This window comes from Pseudarthrobacter sp. NCCP-2145, from assembly GCF_023708005.1.
GTDB lineage: Bacteria > Actinomycetota > Actinomycetes > Actinomycetales > Micrococcaceae > Arthrobacter > Arthrobacter oxydans.
Genome location: NZ_BRCG01000004.1, coordinates 115,737 through 133,278, shown reverse-complemented (window position 1 = coordinate 133,278; position 17,542 = coordinate 115,737). Strand labels below are relative to the sequence as shown.

Annotated in this window: 15 protein-coding genes; 4 read left to right on the top strand and 11 right to left on the bottom strand. The window is 68.0% G+C overall.

Annotated elements, in window-relative coordinates:
- Positions 1 to 8: 8 nt before the first annotated feature.
- Both NFU08_RS04920 and NFU08_RS04915 read right to left on the bottom strand, forming a co-directional pair.
- Positions 9 to 3,218, bottom strand: a complete 3,210-nt coding sequence (locus tag NFU08_RS04920; RefSeq protein WP_251421229.1) for an ATP-dependent DNA helicase — start codon at positions 3,216 to 3,218, stop codon at positions 9 to 11.
- A 140-nt stretch (positions 3,219 to 3,358) separates the two neighbouring features.
- Positions 3,359 to 3,775 (bottom strand): MGMT family protein, encoded by a 417-nt coding sequence (locus NFU08_RS04915; protein WP_251421113.1) that lies wholly within the window; start codon positions 3,773 to 3,775, stop codon positions 3,359 to 3,361.
- 63 nt (positions 3,776 to 3,838) lie between these two features.
- On the opposite strand from NFU08_RS04915, the gene NFU08_RS04910 reads away from it, so the two are divergent.
- The 4 genes from NFU08_RS04910 (at position 3,839) to NFU08_RS04895 (ending at position 7,326) form a co-directional block, all read left to right on the top strand.
- Positions 3,839 to 4,549, top strand: coding sequence for a 3'-5' exonuclease (locus tag NFU08_RS04910; protein ID WP_174176410.1), 711 nt, complete (start codon positions 3,839 to 3,841; stop codon positions 4,547 to 4,549).
- A gap of 326 nt (positions 4,550 to 4,875) precedes the next feature.
- A complete protein-coding gene (locus tag NFU08_RS04905; protein ID WP_174176412.1) occupies positions 4,876 to 5,811 on the top strand; it encodes an ABC transporter substrate-binding protein in 936 nt (311 codons plus the stop codon).
- 16 nt (positions 5,812 to 5,827) lie between these two features.
- Complete coding sequence (locus NFU08_RS04900) at positions 5,828 to 6,592, top strand: amino acid ABC transporter permease (RefSeq protein WP_066277429.1); 765 nt, start codon at positions 5,828 to 5,830, stop codon at positions 6,590 to 6,592.
- Positions 6,589 to 7,326 carry an amino acid ABC transporter ATP-binding protein gene (locus tag NFU08_RS04895; protein WP_104185032.1) on the top strand — a complete coding sequence of 246 codons (738 nt, stop codon included), beginning with the start codon at positions 6,589 to 6,591 and terminating at the stop codon, positions 7,324 to 7,326. The genes NFU08_RS04900 and NFU08_RS04895 overlap by 4 nt, the downstream gene beginning before the upstream one ends.
- A gap of 122 nt (positions 7,327 to 7,448) precedes the next feature.
- On the opposite strand, the gene hemL is transcribed toward NFU08_RS04895, so the two are convergent.
- From hemL to hemG, 9 genes are all read right to left on the bottom strand, one after another.
- A complete protein-coding gene (gene hemL, locus NFU08_RS04890; protein WP_174176414.1) occupies positions 7,449 to 8,780 on the bottom strand; it encodes a glutamate-1-semialdehyde 2,1-aminomutase in 1,332 nt (443 codons plus the stop codon).
- Positions 8,781 to 8,826: 46 nt separating this feature from the next.
- Complete coding sequence (locus NFU08_RS04885; protein ID WP_251421111.1) at positions 8,827 to 9,924, bottom strand: LLM class flavin-dependent oxidoreductase; 1,098 nt, start codon at positions 9,922 to 9,924, stop codon at positions 8,827 to 8,829.
- Entirely contained in the window at positions 9,924 to 10,904 is a 981-nt protein-coding gene (hemB, locus tag NFU08_RS04880; RefSeq protein WP_251421109.1) for a porphobilinogen synthase, read from the bottom strand. Before hemB ends, NFU08_RS04885 begins: the two co-directional genes overlap by 1 nt.
- Positions 10,905 to 10,966: 62 nt before the next feature.
- Positions 10,967 to 11,854: a uroporphyrinogen-III synthase gene (locus tag NFU08_RS04875; RefSeq protein WP_174176420.1), complete on the bottom strand. Its 888-nt coding sequence runs from the start codon at positions 11,852 to 11,854 to the stop codon at positions 10,967 to 10,969.
- Between the two features lie 61 nt (positions 11,855 to 11,915).
- Complete coding sequence (gene hemC / locus NFU08_RS04870; RefSeq protein WP_251421107.1) at positions 11,916 to 12,914, bottom strand: hydroxymethylbilane synthase; 999 nt, start codon at positions 12,912 to 12,914, stop codon at positions 11,916 to 11,918.
- The gene (locus NFU08_RS04865; protein ID WP_174176424.1) at positions 12,911 to 14,188 is read right to left on the bottom strand and encodes a ferrochelatase; all 1,278 of its coding nucleotides are present in this window, start codon (positions 14,186 to 14,188) and stop codon (positions 12,911 to 12,913) included. Before NFU08_RS04865 ends, hemC begins: the two co-directional genes overlap by 4 nt.
- Positions 14,185 to 14,886: a hydrogen peroxide-dependent heme synthase gene (gene hemQ / locus NFU08_RS04860; protein WP_174176426.1), complete on the bottom strand. Its 702-nt coding sequence runs from the start codon at positions 14,884 to 14,886 to the stop codon at positions 14,185 to 14,187. Before hemQ ends, NFU08_RS04865 begins: the two co-directional genes overlap by 4 nt.
- Positions 14,887 to 14,997: 111 nt before the next feature.
- Positions 14,998 to 15,969: a hypothetical protein gene (locus NFU08_RS04855; protein ID WP_251421105.1), complete on the bottom strand. Its 972-nt coding sequence runs from the start codon at positions 15,967 to 15,969 to the stop codon at positions 14,998 to 15,000.
- 112 nt (positions 15,970 to 16,081) lie between these two features.
- Entirely contained in the window at positions 16,082 to 17,542 is a 1,461-nt protein-coding gene (hemG, locus tag NFU08_RS04850; protein WP_251421103.1) for a protoporphyrinogen oxidase, read from the bottom strand.

The window sequence follows — 17,542 nt, the reverse complement described above, 5'->3', positions numbered from 1 at the left end:
GTCCTGCATCATTCAGTCACTTGCCTTCCACGCACGCACAACGGACAAACTTCGGGGAGCCGGCAGCCGTGGCCGCCGTGGCTGCCTTTGGATGGATCGTGCCGCGCTTCGAAGGCGCTGCCGCCCATCACCGAAGCTGCATCCTTCACCATGTCCAGGGCCCAGTTGTCCTCCTGATCGATCGGGTCCTGCTGCTGGATGGCCGGATTTTTTGCTCCGGTTCCGAGCTGGGCCAGTACCGCCCCGCCGGGTACCGGTCCCGCCTGGCCGCCCGGACCGTCGTCGAACCCGCCGGCAAGCACCGCTGCCTGGTAGGCACCCAGCTGCGGATGCCGCGCCAGCTCCCCCTTGCCGGGCTGACGTTTCCCCGTCTTCAGGTCCACGATCACCAGACGGCCCTCAGCGTCGATCTCCAGCCGGTCCACCTGGCCGCGCAGGACGGCGTCGCGGTCCGGGGCATCATCAACAGGGACCGTTCCAAGCGCCACCTCGAATTCCTGCTCCACGCCTGCGAGGCTCCTCCCCTCGCTCCGCATCAGGAGGACATACTGGGCCAGCTTTCGCACCATGGACTCGGCACGCTGGAAATCAAGCCTGCCCTCCCAATTGTCCTTCATTCCCAGCGCGGGCCAGCGCCGGACGAGTTCCGCGACGTACTCGGAGCCGGAGGCGTCCGGGAGTTCCTGGGCAATCGCGTGGACCAGGGTGCCCAGGCTCCGTGCGAAGTCGGTGGCAGCCTCACCTCCTGCGGCCTGGACGAACCAGTCGAGCGGTGATTTTTGGACTGTCTCAACTTTTGACGGTGACACGAACACCGTGCCGCCGGGTGGAACCACCGCCGCTTCGGAGCTCAGCGGGGGAAGACCCCACCAGCTCTGCGGATGCGCGCCCGGAACGGGCGGCTCCGCCCTGGCCAGGCGTGCAAGCACCCTGGCCGCTTCCTCCGCCTGCGGAGCGTCATGTCCGTCCAGCTGGGCGTGCTGCCGCAGTTCGGCAACAAGCGCGCGGAGCGTCATGGGACGCTCAACGGGAGTGAAGCCGCGGGTTTCCTGGCCGGGAGCCAGGGGCGCCACATAGTCGAGGAACGAGGACGGCTGGTCGTCTTCGGAGGATACGGCGGTGCAGAGCAGCAGTTCGCGGGCACGGGAGACTGCTGTGGAGAAACTCCGGAGCTCGTCATACCGGATATCGCGAAGCCGGCTTAGGGGATCCCGTTGCAGGGCGTAGCCTGGGCCGTGCTCCACGGCATCGCTGTACAGGGTGCTTCCAAGCAGCTCGCCGCGGAGCCGGGTGTTGGGCCAGACGCCCTCCTGGAGGCCGGCAACAATCACCACCGGCCATTCACGTCCGGCTGCGCTGGCAGGCGTCATCAGCTCGACGGCGTCGTCCACCTGTGCGCGTGCGGCAAGGGTGTCCATGGGCAGCTCCTGGTTCAGGAGATATTCAAGGAACTGCTCAGGACCCGCACCGGGCACCTGGTCAACGTAACGCTCCGCGGTGTGGAAAAGCGCCATCATGGCATCCAGGTCGCGGTCCGCGCGTGCTCCGTGCGGTCCGCCGGAAAGGGCCGTCTCCGTCCAGGCGCCGGCGAGCCCGGTGGAGTTCCAGAGGGCCCAGAGGACTGACTCGGCGTTGGCGCCGGGTTCAGCAGCCGCCCTGCTGCCTGCCTGGATCATGCGTGCCGCCCGGCGTGCGGCGCGGCCCTCGATGCCAAGGGTTGACAGCGCATTAGGCTCCAGCAGCGCTTCGACCAGCAGTGCGTCGCTGGTACGGCCTCCGCCGCCCAGGATTTCTTCCCTTCTCAGCGATTGCCGCAACCGGCGGAGCTCGATGGACGTCGCACCGCCGATCCGCGAGGTCAGGAGCGATACTGCGGCTTCGGGGGTGAGCAGTGCCGGGTCCAGCGCGATGGCGAAGGCATCAAGCAGCGGACGGACGGCCACCTCGTCCCGGACAGCGGACTCTGCCACGGGGACACGCACGGCGATCCCCTGTCCGGACAAATACCGCTGGAACTCGCTGACCTGGGCGCCGTTGCGCACAATGACCGCGACGTCGGCCAGGTCACGGCCGTGGTTGATGTGCTGGTCCAGGATCCGCTGGGCCACGTACCGCAGTTCGTGCACGGCGGACGGAACAAGGTGTGCCTCCACTGCCCCTTCCGGGCTGTCGCCGCCGGGCTGGTCGAGGCGCCTGGCAAGCTGGCCGCCCGCCCGCTGGGAGATCCGTCCGGCGACACTTAGCCAGGCTTCGGAAACCCTGGTCCCCTGCCGGTGGGCATACCGCAGCGGACGCTCCACCACAGGCGCCCCCGGCGACAGCAGGTGCGGCAGTTCCGCGACGAGGTCCGGCCTTGCCCCGCGGAAGCCCTGGACGACGGTGTCCGGGCAGAAGGCCACGAAGGAGTCCTTGCCTCCGGCTATGTCGGCCAGCAACTCAAAGACTGCGGGGTTGGCCTCCTGGATGTCGTCCACGAGGATGACCTGCAGGCGCTCCCGTTCCGCGGCCAGGAACGCAGGAAAATCCTGGAACACCTGCCGGGCGGCCGTGATGATCCCGGCGGGGTCGAAAGCCTCCGGCATCCGAAGGTCCAGGACATCCCGGTACTCGGAATACAGCGCGGCAGCGGCAAGCCAGTCAGGCCTGCCGCAGTCACGTCCGAGCCGCACCACGTCCTCCGGAGTGCGCCCTGATTCAATGATCCGGTCAAACAACTGCCGGACTTCCTGCCGGAAGCCGCGCGTTTCCAGCGCCCCCTCCATATCGGCAGGCCAGGGCAGTTCCAGGCCCGGGAGGCGGTGTCCTTCAAGGAGTTCCTTGATGATGAGGTCCTGCTCAGGCCCGGAGAGGAGCCTCGGCGGCCTGGACAAGGAAAGAAGCCCTTCAGCTTTGGCGCGCCTGATGACATCGAAGGCGTAGGACGCCCAGGTACGCGCCGGCGTTGTGCTCAGGCTCCTGTCCAGCCGTGCGGTGAAGCGGTCGCGGAGGGTGTCGGCTGCGAGGCGGCTTGGTGCCAGGATCAGCATGCGCTCTGGATCCACGCCGTCCCGGAACACCCGGCGGACGGCGGCCTCGACGAGGGTGGTGGTCTTACCGGTTCCCGGGGCACCGGGCATCAGTACCGGCCCGGCCCCCTGGGGTACATCAACCGCGGCCTGCTGGTCCGCCGACAGCAGCGGCTCTGCCGCATGGACGTGGCGGGGTGGCAGCAGCTTCAGGCCTGTCGCGGCCGGTCTTCCCTGGCTGCGGTCCGTGCTGCCGGCTCCAGGGCCCGCCGTTGTGTCAGCATCAGGTGCAGGACCTTCCGCGGAATCGTCCCTGTACTCGTCACGTGGGCCAGTGAAGGGCGTTGTTACTGTCACACAGACATTCCATCATCAGCCACCGACAATCCATGCAGCCGCCGCTCCAGCTCCTCGGCCACGGCATCAATCACGTCCAGTTCATCTTCGGCGGGCGCCCACCGGGCGGCCTGAAGATCGACCCGCCAGCGCCCTTCCCGGGTCCGCTGGTATTCCAGGTAGGCACCAAGGAGGGGCGTCCCCTCGGCAAGGTAGTGGCGGAGGGCCTCTGCCTCGTGCCCGGCGGGTGCATGGCCGCTCGCCTTGAGGATCCGCCACCAGGGCACGCCGCTCCCGTGGTGGCTCATGACGGCGCCCACCTGCCTGGGGCCGCCGGACCCCAGCAGCTCGGCAACGTCGCCGTACGCCACGGCGGATGCGGCGGGCACCAGTTCCACGACGGCCAGCACCGCCTCCACGTACTCAATCCGCATTGATCCAATCTAGCGGCAGTGGCGCTCCACGGAATTGTCAGTGGTGCCCTTTAGCGTTGACATATGAGCACCTGGAACACCCTCCCCCGCGCAGCTTTCGACCTGGAAACCACGGGCCGCAACTCGCGGGCTGCACGTATTGTCACGGCCTCCGTAACGGTGGTGGACCATAACGGCGACGTCATCAGGGAACATGAGTGGCTGGCCGATCCCGGGGTGGAGATTCCCACGGAAGCCAGCGACGTACACGGTGTCACCACCGAAAAGGCCCGTCGGGAAGGCAGGCCCGCGCATGAGGTGACGCAGGAACTTGCCGCAGTCCTGCAGGACCTTTTTGACACGAATATCCCCGTCATCGCTTTCAACGCAAGCTACGATTTCACTGTCCTGGCCGCGGAATCGGCGCGCTATGGCGTGCCCCAGCTAAGCCGCTTCCCGGTCCTGGATCCCTACATCATGAACAAGCAGGTGGACCGCTACCGGAAGGGCAAGCGCACCCTGACGGCGCTGTGCGAGGAGTATGGCGTGGTACTGGACAATGCCCACACCTCTGCGGCCGATGCCCTGGCAACGCTGCGGGTCCTGGACGCCATGGCCGGCAAATTCCCGAAGCTGATGATGCCCGCAAGCCAGCTCCACCAGCTGCAGGTGGACTGGGCCACCAGCCAGGCGGCAGACTTCCAGGGCTACCTCCGGAAGACCAAGCCGGCTGCCGTCATCGAGGGCGACTGGCCGGTACTTCCCCCGCAGGACGCGAGCCTCGGCGGTTTCTGACATAGTGCTGCCGCGCGGATGCGAGGCAAGTCACAGTAACAGGGCTTCACATAGGCGGGCAGGCAACCACCTCCGGTATTCGGCGCTACATTGCGCAGACCGCTCGGTCGAAGCGCAGTATTGCCCAAACATCGAATAATATTTGCTCCTGAGCATGCCGCCAGTGCTTTTGTTTGAGAGTTCACCGAAAAACCCCAGGTGAGAGAATAAAGTTTTGCGGTCACCCCTGCCTTGCCGTGCTTGAACAGCGCCGGGCAGGTGCCAGGCGCCACCAGCGCAGCCTCGCGGCCCGGTTGACTAATGACTCAGATGAAAGCGACAACCTGATGAAAATCAAAGCGATGAAGTGGCTCACCACGGCTCCCGTGGCACTCGCCCTGGCTGTCTCCCTCGCCGCCTGCGGCTCAGGGTCCGCCGAGCCGTCGGGGACACCCACGGACGCCCTCGCCGGCAGCGACCAGCAGACGCTGGACAAGTACACCACCGCCGACGTCACCCCGATCGACCAGATCGACACAACCAAGCTGGGCCTGAACACCGAAGGCAAGCTTGAGGTGGGCACGCTGTCCGACGCCCCGCCGAACATCTTCATTGACCCCTCGGGCAAGTTCACGGGCTACGACAACGAACTGCTGCGCGCGATCGCCGGCAAGCTCGGCCTCGAGGTCGAATTCGTCGCCACCGATTTCTCGGCACTCCTGTCCCAGGTCCAGACCAAGCAGTTCGACGTCGGGTCCTCCTCCATCTCCACCACGGACGCCCGCCGCCAGAACGTCGGTTTCACCAACGGCTACGACTTTGGCTTCATGGCCGTGGTTGCCAAGACCGACAGCGACGTCAAGGGCTTCGCCGACCTCACCGGCGACCTCCGCATCGGCGTGGTCCAGGGCACCGTCCAGGACGACTACGTCACCAACACCCTCAAGCTCGAGCCGATCCGCTTCCCGGACTACGCCACCGTGTACGCCAACGTGCGCAACGGCCAGGTGGACGCCTGGGTGGCGCCGTCCCAGCAGGCCACGGGCCAGGTCAAGGAAGGCGACGGCACGGTCATCGCCGAATCCGTCGTCAACACGCAGAACTTCACGGCCTACGCCGTGGCCAAGGACAACCAGCCGCTGATCGACGCGCTGAACTCCGGCCTGGACGCCGTAATCGCCGACGGAACCTGGTCCAAGCTGACCAAGGAGTGGTACCCGGACCGCGAAATGCCGGCCGACTGGAAGCCGGGCAGCAAGGCCGCCACGGTTCCGCAGAGCTGATTGAGCCGGGACGTTTATGGATCTCCTGGACCAACTGGCCGACACTTTCTTCAACTGGGAGGAAATGGCCAAAGTCATTCCCGCCCTGCTCATGGTGGGCCTGCCCAACACGCTGATACTGGCTGTGGCTTCCGGCATCTTCGGTTCCCTGCTGGGTCTCGCGCTGGCCATGATGGGCATTTCCCGCAACGCGGGAGCCCGGTGGGTGGCACGTATCTATACCGACATCTTCCGTGGCCTGCCCGCCATCCTGGTGATCCTGGTCATCGGCATCGGGCTCAGCCCCATCGCCAGGGAAATCACCGGGTCCCGGAACCCGTACCCCCTGGGCATCCTGGCTTTGACCCTGATCGCGGCTGCCTACATCGGTGAAATATTCCGTTCGGGTATCCAGAGCGTTGAGAAGGGCCAGCTGGAGGCATCCCGGGCGCTGGGCTTCAGCTACGGCAGTTCCATGCGCCTGGTGGTGGTGCCGCAGGGAATCCGGCGGGTCCTGCCCGCACTGGTGAACCAGTTCATCTCGCTGCTGAAGGATTCTTCGCTGGTGTTCATGCTTGGCCTCGCTGCTTCGGACCGGGAAATCTTCCGGATCGGAAATGACGCCATGGCCAACACCGGAAACCTGTCACCGCTGGTGGCGGCCGGGGTACTGTACCTGATCCTGACCGTTCCGCTGACGCACTTCGTGAACTTCATCGACAACCGGCTGCGGACCGGCAAGCCGGAAAAGAAGGAACCGGACGAGCTGGCAGCGCCTATCGGCAAGGGGGCACAGGCATGACGGAATTCGCTTCCGGAACCCTGACCGGCAAGAACCTGCACCTTTCCTTCGGCCACAACCATGTTCTCCGCGGCATTGACCTGCATGTGGAGAAGGGCACCACGGCCTCCGTGATCGGCCCGTCGGGATCCGGCAAGTCAACGCTGCTGCGCGTGATGAACCGGCTGATCGAACCCGACCAGGGCGACATCCTCCTGGACGGCCGTTCGGTGCTGAAGGACAACCCTGACGAACTCCGCCAGCGGATCGGCATGGTGTTCCAGCAGTTCAACCTGTTCCCGCACAAAACGGTGGTGGACAATGTGTCCCTGGCGCTGCGGAAGCTGAGGAAGCTGTCCAAGGAGCAGGCCCGCGCCGAAGCCCTGGAACAGCTGGACCTGGTGGGCCTGAAGCACAAGGCCGACTCCCGGCCGGCCAACCTTTCCGGTGGACAGCAGCAGCGTGTGGCCATCGCCCGGGCCCTGGCCATGAAGCCTGAGGTCATGTTCTTCGATGAGGCGACCTCTGCCCTTGACCCGGAACTCGTCAAAGGCGTCCTGGCGCTGATGGCCGACCTGGCCAAGGGTGGCATGACCATGGTGGTGGTGACCCACGAGATGGGATTCTCCCGCAACGTGTCGGACACCGTGACCTTCATGGATGCCGGCGTCGTCGTGGAATCCGGCCCGCCGGAGCAGATCTTCACCGCGCCCCGGACGGACCGGCTGAAGGGCTTCCTCTCGGACGTCCTCTAGGTTCACAGGCAGGCACCGACAGAAAATCCCCGCCTCCTGGACATTGCCCCCTTGCACGCAAGGGGGCAATGTCCAGGAGGCGGGGATTTCTTTGTGTTGAGGAAGGGCGAACGACGGCGGAGCTAGGCTTGCGCCGCGGCGGCAGCTTTCGCTGCAGCCGGCAGTGCGTCGAAGATCCGGTTCATCGCGGTGTCATCGTGTGCGGCGGAGAGGAACCAGGCTTCGAAGACCGACGGCGGCAGGTATACCCCGGCCTCCAGCATCGAGTGGAAGAACGGCGCATAGCGGAAGCTCTCCTGCGCCTGGGCATCGGCGTAGTTGTGGACGCCGTTGGCCGAGGTGCCGAACGCCACCGAGAACAGGTTGCCGGCGAACTGGATGGAGTGGTCCACCCCGGCGGAGTCCAGGGCGCTGGACAGTGCCGAGGAAAGTTCCAGCGAGCGGACATCGATAAAGGAGTAGACGTCCCGGGTGGCGTGGGTCAGGGTGGCCACACCGGCCGCCATCGCCACCGGGTTTCCGGAGAGCGTTCCGGCCTGGTAGACGGGACCCGTGGGGGCCAGGTAGTCCATGACGTCGGCACGCCCGCCGAGGGCCGCCGTCGGCATTCCTCCGCCGATGACCTTGCCGAAGGTGAGCAGGTCCGGGGTCCACGGCTCGGCGGCGTCCGGCGCACCGCCGGTAAGCCCCCAGTAGCCTGAGTAGCCGGTACGGAAACCCGTGAGCACCTCATCCACGATGAGCAGTGCCCCGTGCTCACGGGTGATGCGTGACAGGCCGAGGTTGAAGCCCTCCCCCGGGGTCACCACGCCCATGTTGGCGGGGGCGGCTTCGGTGATCACGGCCGCGATGTTCTGCCCGTGGGCGGCGAATGCTTCCTTGACGGCGGTGAGGTCGTTGTAGGGCAGCACCAGGGTTTCGGCGGCGGTGGCCTCCGTGACACCCGCGGAGCCGGGCAGGGCGAGGGTGGCGACACCGGAACCTGCAGCCGCGAGGAGGCCGTCCAGGTGGCCGTGGTAGCAGCCGGCGAACTTGATGATGAGGTTGCGTCCCGTGAAGCCGCGCGCCAGGCGGACGGCGGTCATGGTGGCCTCGGTGCCGGTGGACACCATCCGGAGGCGTTCGACGGCGGGAACGCGTTCCTTGACGATTTCGGCCAGGTTCGCCTCATCCGGGGTGGAGGCGCCGAAGGAGAGTCCACGGTCCACGGCTGCGTGGACCGCGTCCAGCACGGCGGGGTGGGCGTGGCCCAGCAGCGCCGGACCCCAGGAGCAGACCAGGTCCACATATTCCTTGCCGTCGGCGTCGGTCAGGTACGGACCCTTGGCCGAGACCATGAAGCGCGGCGTTCCGCCCACGGACCCGAAGGCACGGACCGGCGAATTGACCCCGCCCGGCATGAGCTGGCGGGCGCGATCGAAAAGTTCCTCGTTGCGAGGGTTGCTGGAAGTCATGGATCCTATTCTCTCAGGTGGCCGGCGCTGTCTTTTGCCGGGTGCGTCAGGTGCCGAGCAGTTCTGCCACGCGGGGTGCCACCGCCGTGCCCATCAGCTCAATGGAGCGCATCATGGCGGAGTGCGGCAGCGGCCCGTTGCTGTATTTGAGGTCGAACCGGTCGACGCCCAGGTTTTGTTTCAGCAGGACGATCTTCCGGGCCACCGTCTCGGGAGAGCCGACGTAGAGGGCGCCCTCGGGTGCGCACAGGGCGTCGAACTCGCCCCTGCCCGCCGGTCCCCAGCCCCGCTCGGCGCCAAGCTTGTTCCGCAGCTTCAGCCAGTGCGGGAAGAGTTCTTCCCTGGCCTGCTCGTCGGTGTCGGCCACGTGTCCGGGTGAATGGGTGGCCACCTGCTGCATGGGGTGGCCGTACTTGGCCATGGCTTCCCGGTAGAGGTCCACGAGCGGACGGAAGGCGCGCGGTTGCCCGCCGATGATGGCGAAAATGATGGGGTAGCCGTACTGGGCGCAGCGCAGCACGGATTCCGGTGTGCCGCCCACTCCGATCCAGGTGGGCAGCAGGTGGCGCTCCAGCGGCGGGTACACGCTCAGCCCGGACACGGCGGGCCTGGTGCGGCCTTCCCAGTGCACCGGTTCCTGCGCCCGGACCTTGTCGAACAGCTCGAGTTTCTCCTCGAACAGGACCTCGTAGTCGGCCAGGTCCAGTCCGAACAGCGGAAACGATTCGATGAAGGAGCCCCGGCCCAGCATGACTTCGGCACGGCCGTTGGAGATGGCGTCCACGGTGGAGAACCGCTGGAACACCCTGATGGGATCATCGGAACTCAGGACGGTAACCGCCGAGCCCAGGCGGATCCGGGTGGTGCGGGCGGCAGCGGCGGCGAGGAAGACTTCCGGCGCGGACACCGCGTAGTCCTTGCGGTGGTGCTCGCCCACGCCAAAGGCATGGAGTCCGACGGCGTCCGCCAGCTGGGCCTCTTCGAGAAGCTGGCGCAGCACCCGGGCATGCGGCTGCGGGCTTCCGTCCGGGTTCTCACCGACATCGCCGAACGTGTTCAGGCCCAGGAGGATCCGGCCAGGTCCCACCGGGGCGGTGGGGCCCTCGGGAGCCGCTGCGGATCGGGGAGCCGGGGTGTCGGTCATCAGGACTCCTTCAGCCAGCCGGCCAGTTCGGCGGCCCAGTAGGTCAGGACCATGTGGGCGCCGGCGCGCCGGATGCCCAGCACGGACTCGGTGATGGCGGCGCGCCGGTCGATCCAGCCGTTGGCGGCGGCGGCCTCGATCATGGCGTACTCGCCGGAGATCTGGTACGCCGCCACCGGTACCGGGCTAATGGCGGCGACATCGGCCACGATGTCCAGGTAGCTCATGGCCGGTTTGACCATCACGATGTCGGCCCCCTCTGCGAGGTCCAGTTCCACCTCGCGAAGGGCCTCAGTGCGGTTTCCGGCGTCCATCTGGTAGGTCCGCCGGTCGCCTTTCAACTGGGAGTCGACAGCTTCACGGAACGGACCGTAGAAAGCGGAGGCGTACTTGGCGGAGTACGCGATAACGGATGTGCTGGTGTGGCCCGCACCGTCCAGGGCGGAACGGATGGCGGCGATTTGGCCGTCCATCATGCCGGAGGGGCCCAGCATGTGGGCGCCGGCGTCAGCCTGGGCCACGGCCATGCGTGCGTAAATCTCCACGGTGCGGTCATTGTCCACGTAACCGTCGGCGTCGAGCACGCCGCAATGGCCGTGGTCCGTGAATTCGTCCAGGCACACGTCGCTCATGACCACCAGGTCGTCTCCCACCTCGGCGCGCACGTCCCTGATGGCCTTGTTCAGGACGCCATCCGGGTCGAGGGACGCCGTTCCCTCGGCGTCCCGCGTTTCCGGGATGCCGAACAGCATGATGCCGCCCAGCCCGAGCTCCACCGCTTCAGCAGCAGCACGCTTCAGGGTTTCCGTGGTGTGCTGGACAACGCCCGGCATGGAGGTGATGGGGTTGGGTTCCGTGAGGCCTTCACGGATGAAGGCGGGAAGGATGAGTTCCGCCGGTGCCAGGCGGGTTTCGGCGGTCAGCCGGCGCATGGCGGGCGTGGTGCGCAGGCGGCGGGGGCGGTGGCTGGGAAAAGTCATGGTCCTGTCCTTGGCGTTGGTTCGGGCGGTGAGTGGGTGGCCGCTGGCGGGCGTCCCGCGTGTCAGGGTGGTTCTCCGCCTGCATCCTCCGCTGCGATGAGCGCTGCCGCGACGGCGGCTACAAGCCCTGCCGGCGACGGCTCAGCCGCGATGGCAGCCACCGGTATGCCCAAAGCGGCGGCCTGGTCCGCCGTCGAACGCCCAATGGCCACGAACCGGCACCCAAGCAGCGGGGACAGCCCATGGATGCGCCGGGCGGCGCTGGGGGAAGCGGCAATGACGGCGTCGAGGCGGCCATCCGCAAGTTCAGCTGCGGCGCTTTCAGGTGTCAGCAGGGCGTACGACGGCGGCTGCAGGGCCGCTCCCCCGCCTTCCGCCGGGATGGCCAGCCTGCGCTCCGCCGCGGCGGGGTAGTCGACCGTGCGGTATGCGGTCACTGACGTCACGGAACTTCCGGCTGCCGACAAGCCTTCCGCCAGGCGCGGTGACGCGATGTCGGCCTGTGGCAGCAGGACCTTGCCGCCCGCTTCCGGCCACACAGCGAGCAGGCCTGCCGCGGACTGGTCATCCGCTGGTGTCAGTGCCACGGCCAGCCCCCGGTCCTCCAGGAGTTTGCGCGTCGCCGCCCCCACCGCGGCTATGCGGGTGGCAGCCGGGATCCACTGGGCAGGCACCAGTCCACGTTCGGCGGCTTTGGCCGTGAGCACATGGACTGTGGTGGCGCTGCTGACCACCAGCCAGTCGAAAGCCCCGGCGCCCAGGGCATCGCAGGCCACATCGAGGGAGTGCTGGTCAGGTGCACGCTCGAAGTCGATCAAGGGCAGCAGGAGTGCGCTGGCACCTGCATCCTGCAGCGCGTCCACGAGGGCCAGCGACCGCTCCGGGCTGCGCGTGATCAATACCCGCGCCCCGGCCAGTGGCCGCTCCCGCGGCCGATCCTTGTCCCGCATGTTTATCCGCGTCCCGGCCGGGCCTGCCGGACGCACTGGACAGGCAATCGCATGGCCGGAATCAGGAGGCCTGCAGGTCTGCGATGTCCGCGGCACCGGCGGCCAGCAGGACTTCGGCCAGTTCAATGCCCAGCAGCGTGGCACCCACCTCAGTGAGGCCGTCGGTTGCGCGCTTATCCCGGACCGAGGCCGTGCCGTCCACGGCGCACACCACGGCTTCCAGGTAGAGCATGCTGCCCTTGCAGAAGGCGTAGGCGCCAACCGGTGCCGCGCAGCCGGCCTCCAGGCGGGCCAGCAGGGCCCGTTCAGCCGTGACCGCGAGCCGGGTGTCCGGATCGTCAAGTGCACTGAGCGCCTGGGCCAGGACGTCCTTGGAGCCCTCGGCAGAGCCGGGGCGGGGCGGGGCGTCGGCCGTGCGGCACTCGATGGCCAGCGACCCCTGCCCGGCGGCGGGAAGCATAACGTCCGTTTCGAGGAACTCGCTGACGGTATCCAGCCTGCTGATGCGTTCCAGGCCTGCGGCGGCCAGCACCACGGCGTCCAGGTCGCAGGACTTGCCGGGCACCACGTCGGTGACGGCGTTGCCCGGCAGCCCGGGGACGCGGCCCAGGCGGGTGTCCACGTTGCCGCGGATGTCGATGATCTCCAGGTCCGGCCGTGCGGCGCGGAGCTGGGCGGCGCGCCGGGGCGAGCCGGTGCCCACCCGTGCACCCGCGGGGAGGTCAGCCAGTTTCAGCCCGTCCCGGGCGCACAGGACGTCACGGACATCCACCCGCCGCGGCGTTGCCGCGAGGCTGAGCCCAACGGCCGCCCCGGTGGGCAGGTCCTTGAGCGAATGGATGGCCACATCGCATTCGTTGCGCAGCAGCGCATCCCGCAGGGCGGCGACAAAAACGCCGGTGCCGCCCATCTGGGAGAGCGAGCCGGTCAGGACATCGCCGTCGGTCCGGATGTGGACGAGCTCCACAGGAAAGCCTCCGACGGCGGCCAGCTGGTCCGCTGTCTGCTGCGTTTGGGTAAGCGCCAGCTTGCTGGCGCGGGTGCCGATCCGGACCGTCACTGCTGCGGCGCTCCCCCGGCCGCCGCTGGCTGGCTGGCGCCTGCTTCGCCGGGATAGGCGTCGTGCCCGGTGCCCACGGTTGTGTCCGCGCCGGCAATGGTGGGCTTTTCGCCCCGGAAGTTCTGGCAGCACCCTGGCCGGCAGACGTCGTACCAGGGACCGAGGTCCGTCAGTGCCGGGCGGTCAGCGATGTTGTTGGCCGCCGTACGCTCCGAAATCAGGTCCACCATGCCGTTGACGAACTTGCGGTGCGTGCCGGGTGTGGGGACGCGCGTGGCGGTGAGCCCCAGGTTGGCGCAGGTTTCCAGGGCTTCGGTGTCCAGGTCCCAGACAACTTCCATGTGGTCACTGACGAAGCCGAGCGGGACGATGACGATTCCCTTGACATCCTGGCCGGCCAGTTCCTCGATGGCGTCGTTGATGTCCGGTTCCAGCCAGGGCACGTGCGGTGCCCCGGAGCGGGACTGGTACACCAGGGACCACGGTGCCGTCAGGCCTGATTCCTCTTCCACGCGCTGGATGACAGCGGCAGCCGTGGCGAGGTGCTGGGCCACGTAGGCGGACCCTTCCGCGAATTCGCGCGGTTCGCCTTCGGAGCGGCCCGCGGCCTCCGCATCCCGGGTGGGGATGGAGTGGGTGGCGAAGAGGATCTGCACCGGCGCATCGGGAGTGCCTGCGGCCGCGAGCTTTTCCCGGACTTCCGCGAGGCCGGCGGCGGTGCCCTCAACGAACGGCTCCACGAACCCGGGGTGGTCGAAGTACTGGCGCACCTTGTCCACTTCGAGCCGGCCGTCCAGGCCGGTTTCGGTCAGCGCCATGCCGATGTCCTCGCGGTACTGGCGGCAGCTGGAGTAACAGGAGTAGGCGCTCGTGGTGATCATCAGGAGGCGGCGGTGGCCGGCGTCGTACGCGTCCTGCAGGGTCTGCGGAATGTACGGCGCCCAGTTGCGGTTGCCCCAGAGGACCGGCAGTTCGATGCCGCGGGCAGCGAGTTCCGCTTCCAGGGCGGCCTTGAGCTCGCGGTTCTGCTGGTTGATCGGGCTGATGCCCCCGTTGGCGCGGTAGTGGTGCGAGACCTCCTCCAGCCGCTCATCCGGAATGCCGCGCCCGCGGGTGACATTGCGAAGGAACGGAATGACGTCCTCCTGGCCTTCCGGCCCACCGAAGGAGGCGAGGAGGACGGCGTCGTAGTTCTTGGGTGCCATCCGCCCTGCCTCGGTGACAGGGTTGACGACGGCGGCGCCGCCGGCGTTTGTGGGGTCAAGCTGGCTCATGCGAGCACCTCCGCTACTTCTGCCGGGGAAATCCGGCGTCCGGTATAGAACGGGACTTCCTCCCGGACGTGGTTGCGTGCCTCGGTGGCACGCAGGTGGCGCATCAGGTCCACCAGGTCCACCAGTTCGGGGGCCTCAAGGCCCAGGATCCATTCCCAGTCGCCCAGGGCGAACGAAGAAACGGTGTTGGAGATGACCTGCGGGAACTCCCGGCCCAGGAGGCCGTGTTCCCGAAGCATCGCGCCCCGCTCTTCCTCGGGAAGGATGTACCACTCGTAGGAGCGGACGAACGGGTAGACGCACAGCCATTCCGCCGGCGCGACCCCGCGGGAGTATGCGGGCGTGTGGTTCTTGGCGAACTCGGCCTCACGGTGCACGCCCATGGCGGACCAGACAATCTCGGTGCCCGCAAACAGGGTGCTGCGGCGGATGTCGCGGATGGCCTGCTGCAGCGCTTCCGGCCTGGGACCGTGGAGCCACACCATGACATCAGCATCTGCCCGCATGGCGGAGACGTCGTAGCTGCCTCGGTGCGTCACGCCGGCCCGGGCCAGCCGTTCCAGGAGGGCCTCGAAGTCAGCGGCGGCGTCGGCGCTGCGGATCAGGGTTTCGGAGCGCTTGAATACCGTCCAGAGGGTGAAAAACTGCTCGGCTGATTCTTCGGTTTTAGTGACAGATTCGGCAGAAGTGTGGCTCATGGTTACAAGTTTGCCCCTTCATACCCGTCAAGTCGAAACCAACAACTTCTACAAGCCGTAGAAGTGCTCAACGTCACATCCGGGGACTCGCCCGGCAGGCCTGCCCGGCTTCTAGGGCTTCCGCAACCGAAGGTAGACCGCACCCGCAGCCGCGCCCAGGCCCACCAGCCCCAGGCCGAGTCCAACCATCGCTGCCTCCAGTTGCGGCTGCGTGCTGATGTAGGAGCCCACATGCTGCCTGCCGCCAGGCAACGGCGCGCCCGCCTGGGGTATTCGCCCACCCGGTTCCCCGGTGGGGACGGGCTGCGCTGCTTCGCCTGCTCCGGGAGCGCCCGCCGCGCTGGCCCCGGCGTCCGGGCTGGCTGCCTGCGGCGGCGCAGCCGCGTCCCCCTGAGCGCCTGGCTGCTCCGTGCCGGGCAGGCCTGCAGTGGACTTGCCTGCCCCGGCCAGGCTCGAGCCGTGTCCGTCAGCGGCCGGGCTGTCCGCCCGGGCGCCAGCCTCCGACGACGGCACGGGCGTTCCGGAAGGAGTGCCGGCCGCTGTGGATGGGGCTGAGGCGGCAGGCGCCGCGCTCTCGGCCGGAGTCCCCAGCGAGGTCAAGGAGGGCACCGGAACAGTTGGGACGGCAAGCGTTGGTGACGGGGTGACCGGCACGCCTGACGGCAGCGGAAGGGGCGTTGACGCTGCAGGCGAGGGCGAGGCCGTGGCTGAGGGAGCGAGCGAAGCCGTGATAGCCGGAAGAAGGGCTGTGGGAACAGGCAGCGTGGAAGGAGCGGGAGACGGGGCAGCCGGCTGCCTGGCAGGCCTGCCGCCGTCGTCCGTTTGTTCCGTGTGTGGTTCCGCGCCTGGTTCCTTGCCGGCGCTCTTGAATGCGCCCTCGCCACCCCCGCCCTGACCCGGGGCGTCCTCCCTGGCGGGAGCCGAACTGCTGCCGGGCCGAGGCTCCCCCTCCTCGGCCTGGGACGCCGGGACGCCTGCTGCAAGGACCAGTACCGCTCCGACCGCCGCAGCTGCAGTGCTGCGCCGGATTCCCCCATGGATACCGGTCCGGGACGTGAAAATTTCGGACCTGTTGTGAGACATAGTCATCGACCCTAGCCACATCGCAAAGCGAAATAAAAGCCGGACAAAACAGCGGCTTAGCTCTTTGGCAGGGGTCCCTCGGCGGTCACCGGGCCCTGACCAGCAGTGACGGTCAGCAGTCCATGTTCTGGATTTGTTCGATCGTGTCGGAGACCACAGCTGCCAGCCCGTTGCCGGCCACCCAGCCGCCTACGACGGCCAGGTTTCCCACCGCAGCACAGGCTTTCCGGATCTCCGCCACGCGGGCGCGGTGCCCCACGGCGGCGAAGGGCAGGGACCCCCGCCACCGGACCACATCCCAGTCCACGACGTCCTCCGCTGCGATGGCCACGCCCAGCAGGGCCTGTGCATCACGCAGGGACGCGGCAAAGAGCTCATCGTCGGTGTCCGGCCCGCCGGGCTGCCCGCCGGCCCCGTCCACCCGGCCGTATGAGAGCCTGACCACGTGCCGGCCAGGACCGGCCGCTTCAGCCAGCCATTCCCATTTGCCGGTGGCGTGGGTGAGGGCCTTGGCTTCGATGCCGGGGGTCTGGGGCGCCACCAGGATGCCTGTGCCTCGCGGCCGGCGGTCCAGTTCGGGCCTGTTAATGACGAGCGTGACGAGCTTGACGTCCGGCCCGCCAGGGGGCCGGCGCCCCGCCAGCGCGGGGACTGCGGCTTCCAGGAGGTCGACGGCGGCCGGACCGTCCACGCCCACAACCAGCGTGCCGGCGTCGAACGTTGCTCCGTGGGAGCTGACCCGCCACCCTTCAGGCATCCGGACCACCGCTGAGGCAGGCGTCCCGGACAGGAGCGTCACCCCCCGGTCGCGGAGGTCACCCACCAACGCGGTGACCAGCGTGTGCATCCCGCGTTCAAGGCCGGCAACGGCAGAGCCCGCCTTTGCCTGAGCCGGGGGCTCCTGCCTGGGGCCGCTGTTCGCAGGTGACCCTGCGCCGGCGCGACGCTGCGCGGAAACCGCGGCAGCCAGGGAGCCGTGCCGCCTGATTCCGGCGCGAAGCCCCGGTGCCACCATGTCGACGTCGAGCAGTCCGGGATCCGCGGAATGGACGCCTCCTACCACCGGCGCCACCAGGCGTTCCAGGACCCTGCTCCCCATGCGTGCCTTCACCAGGGCGGAGACGCTGATGACGTCGTCCGCCGTCCCCACCGACGCCGGCAGGAACCTGTCCAGCGCGGCCCGGAGGGTTCCCACCGGGCCCAACGACCTCCGGACTTCCGGGTCCCAGGGGTTGGCCGGGATGCCCAGGATGCCCGTCTTGGGAAGTTCGCGCGGGCCGTCCGGGAGCTGGACCCAGGCTCCGCCGGGCCGCGGCGGAACAATGCTGCCGGCAAGGCCGAGCTCAGCAGCAAGCCGCGCAACGGCGTCGGACCGGGTGGCGAAGGATTCCGCGCCGCTGTCCAGGGTCAGGCCGGCTACGGTGTGGCTGCCCACGCAACCGCCCCATTCCGTTCCGGCCTCCAGGACTGTGACCTGATAGCCGGCGGAAGCCAGCTCCCGGGCAGACAGCAGTCCGGACATGCCGCCGCCCAGGACCAGCGCGGTCCGGGCCTGTGCCGGCGTGCTGCCCAT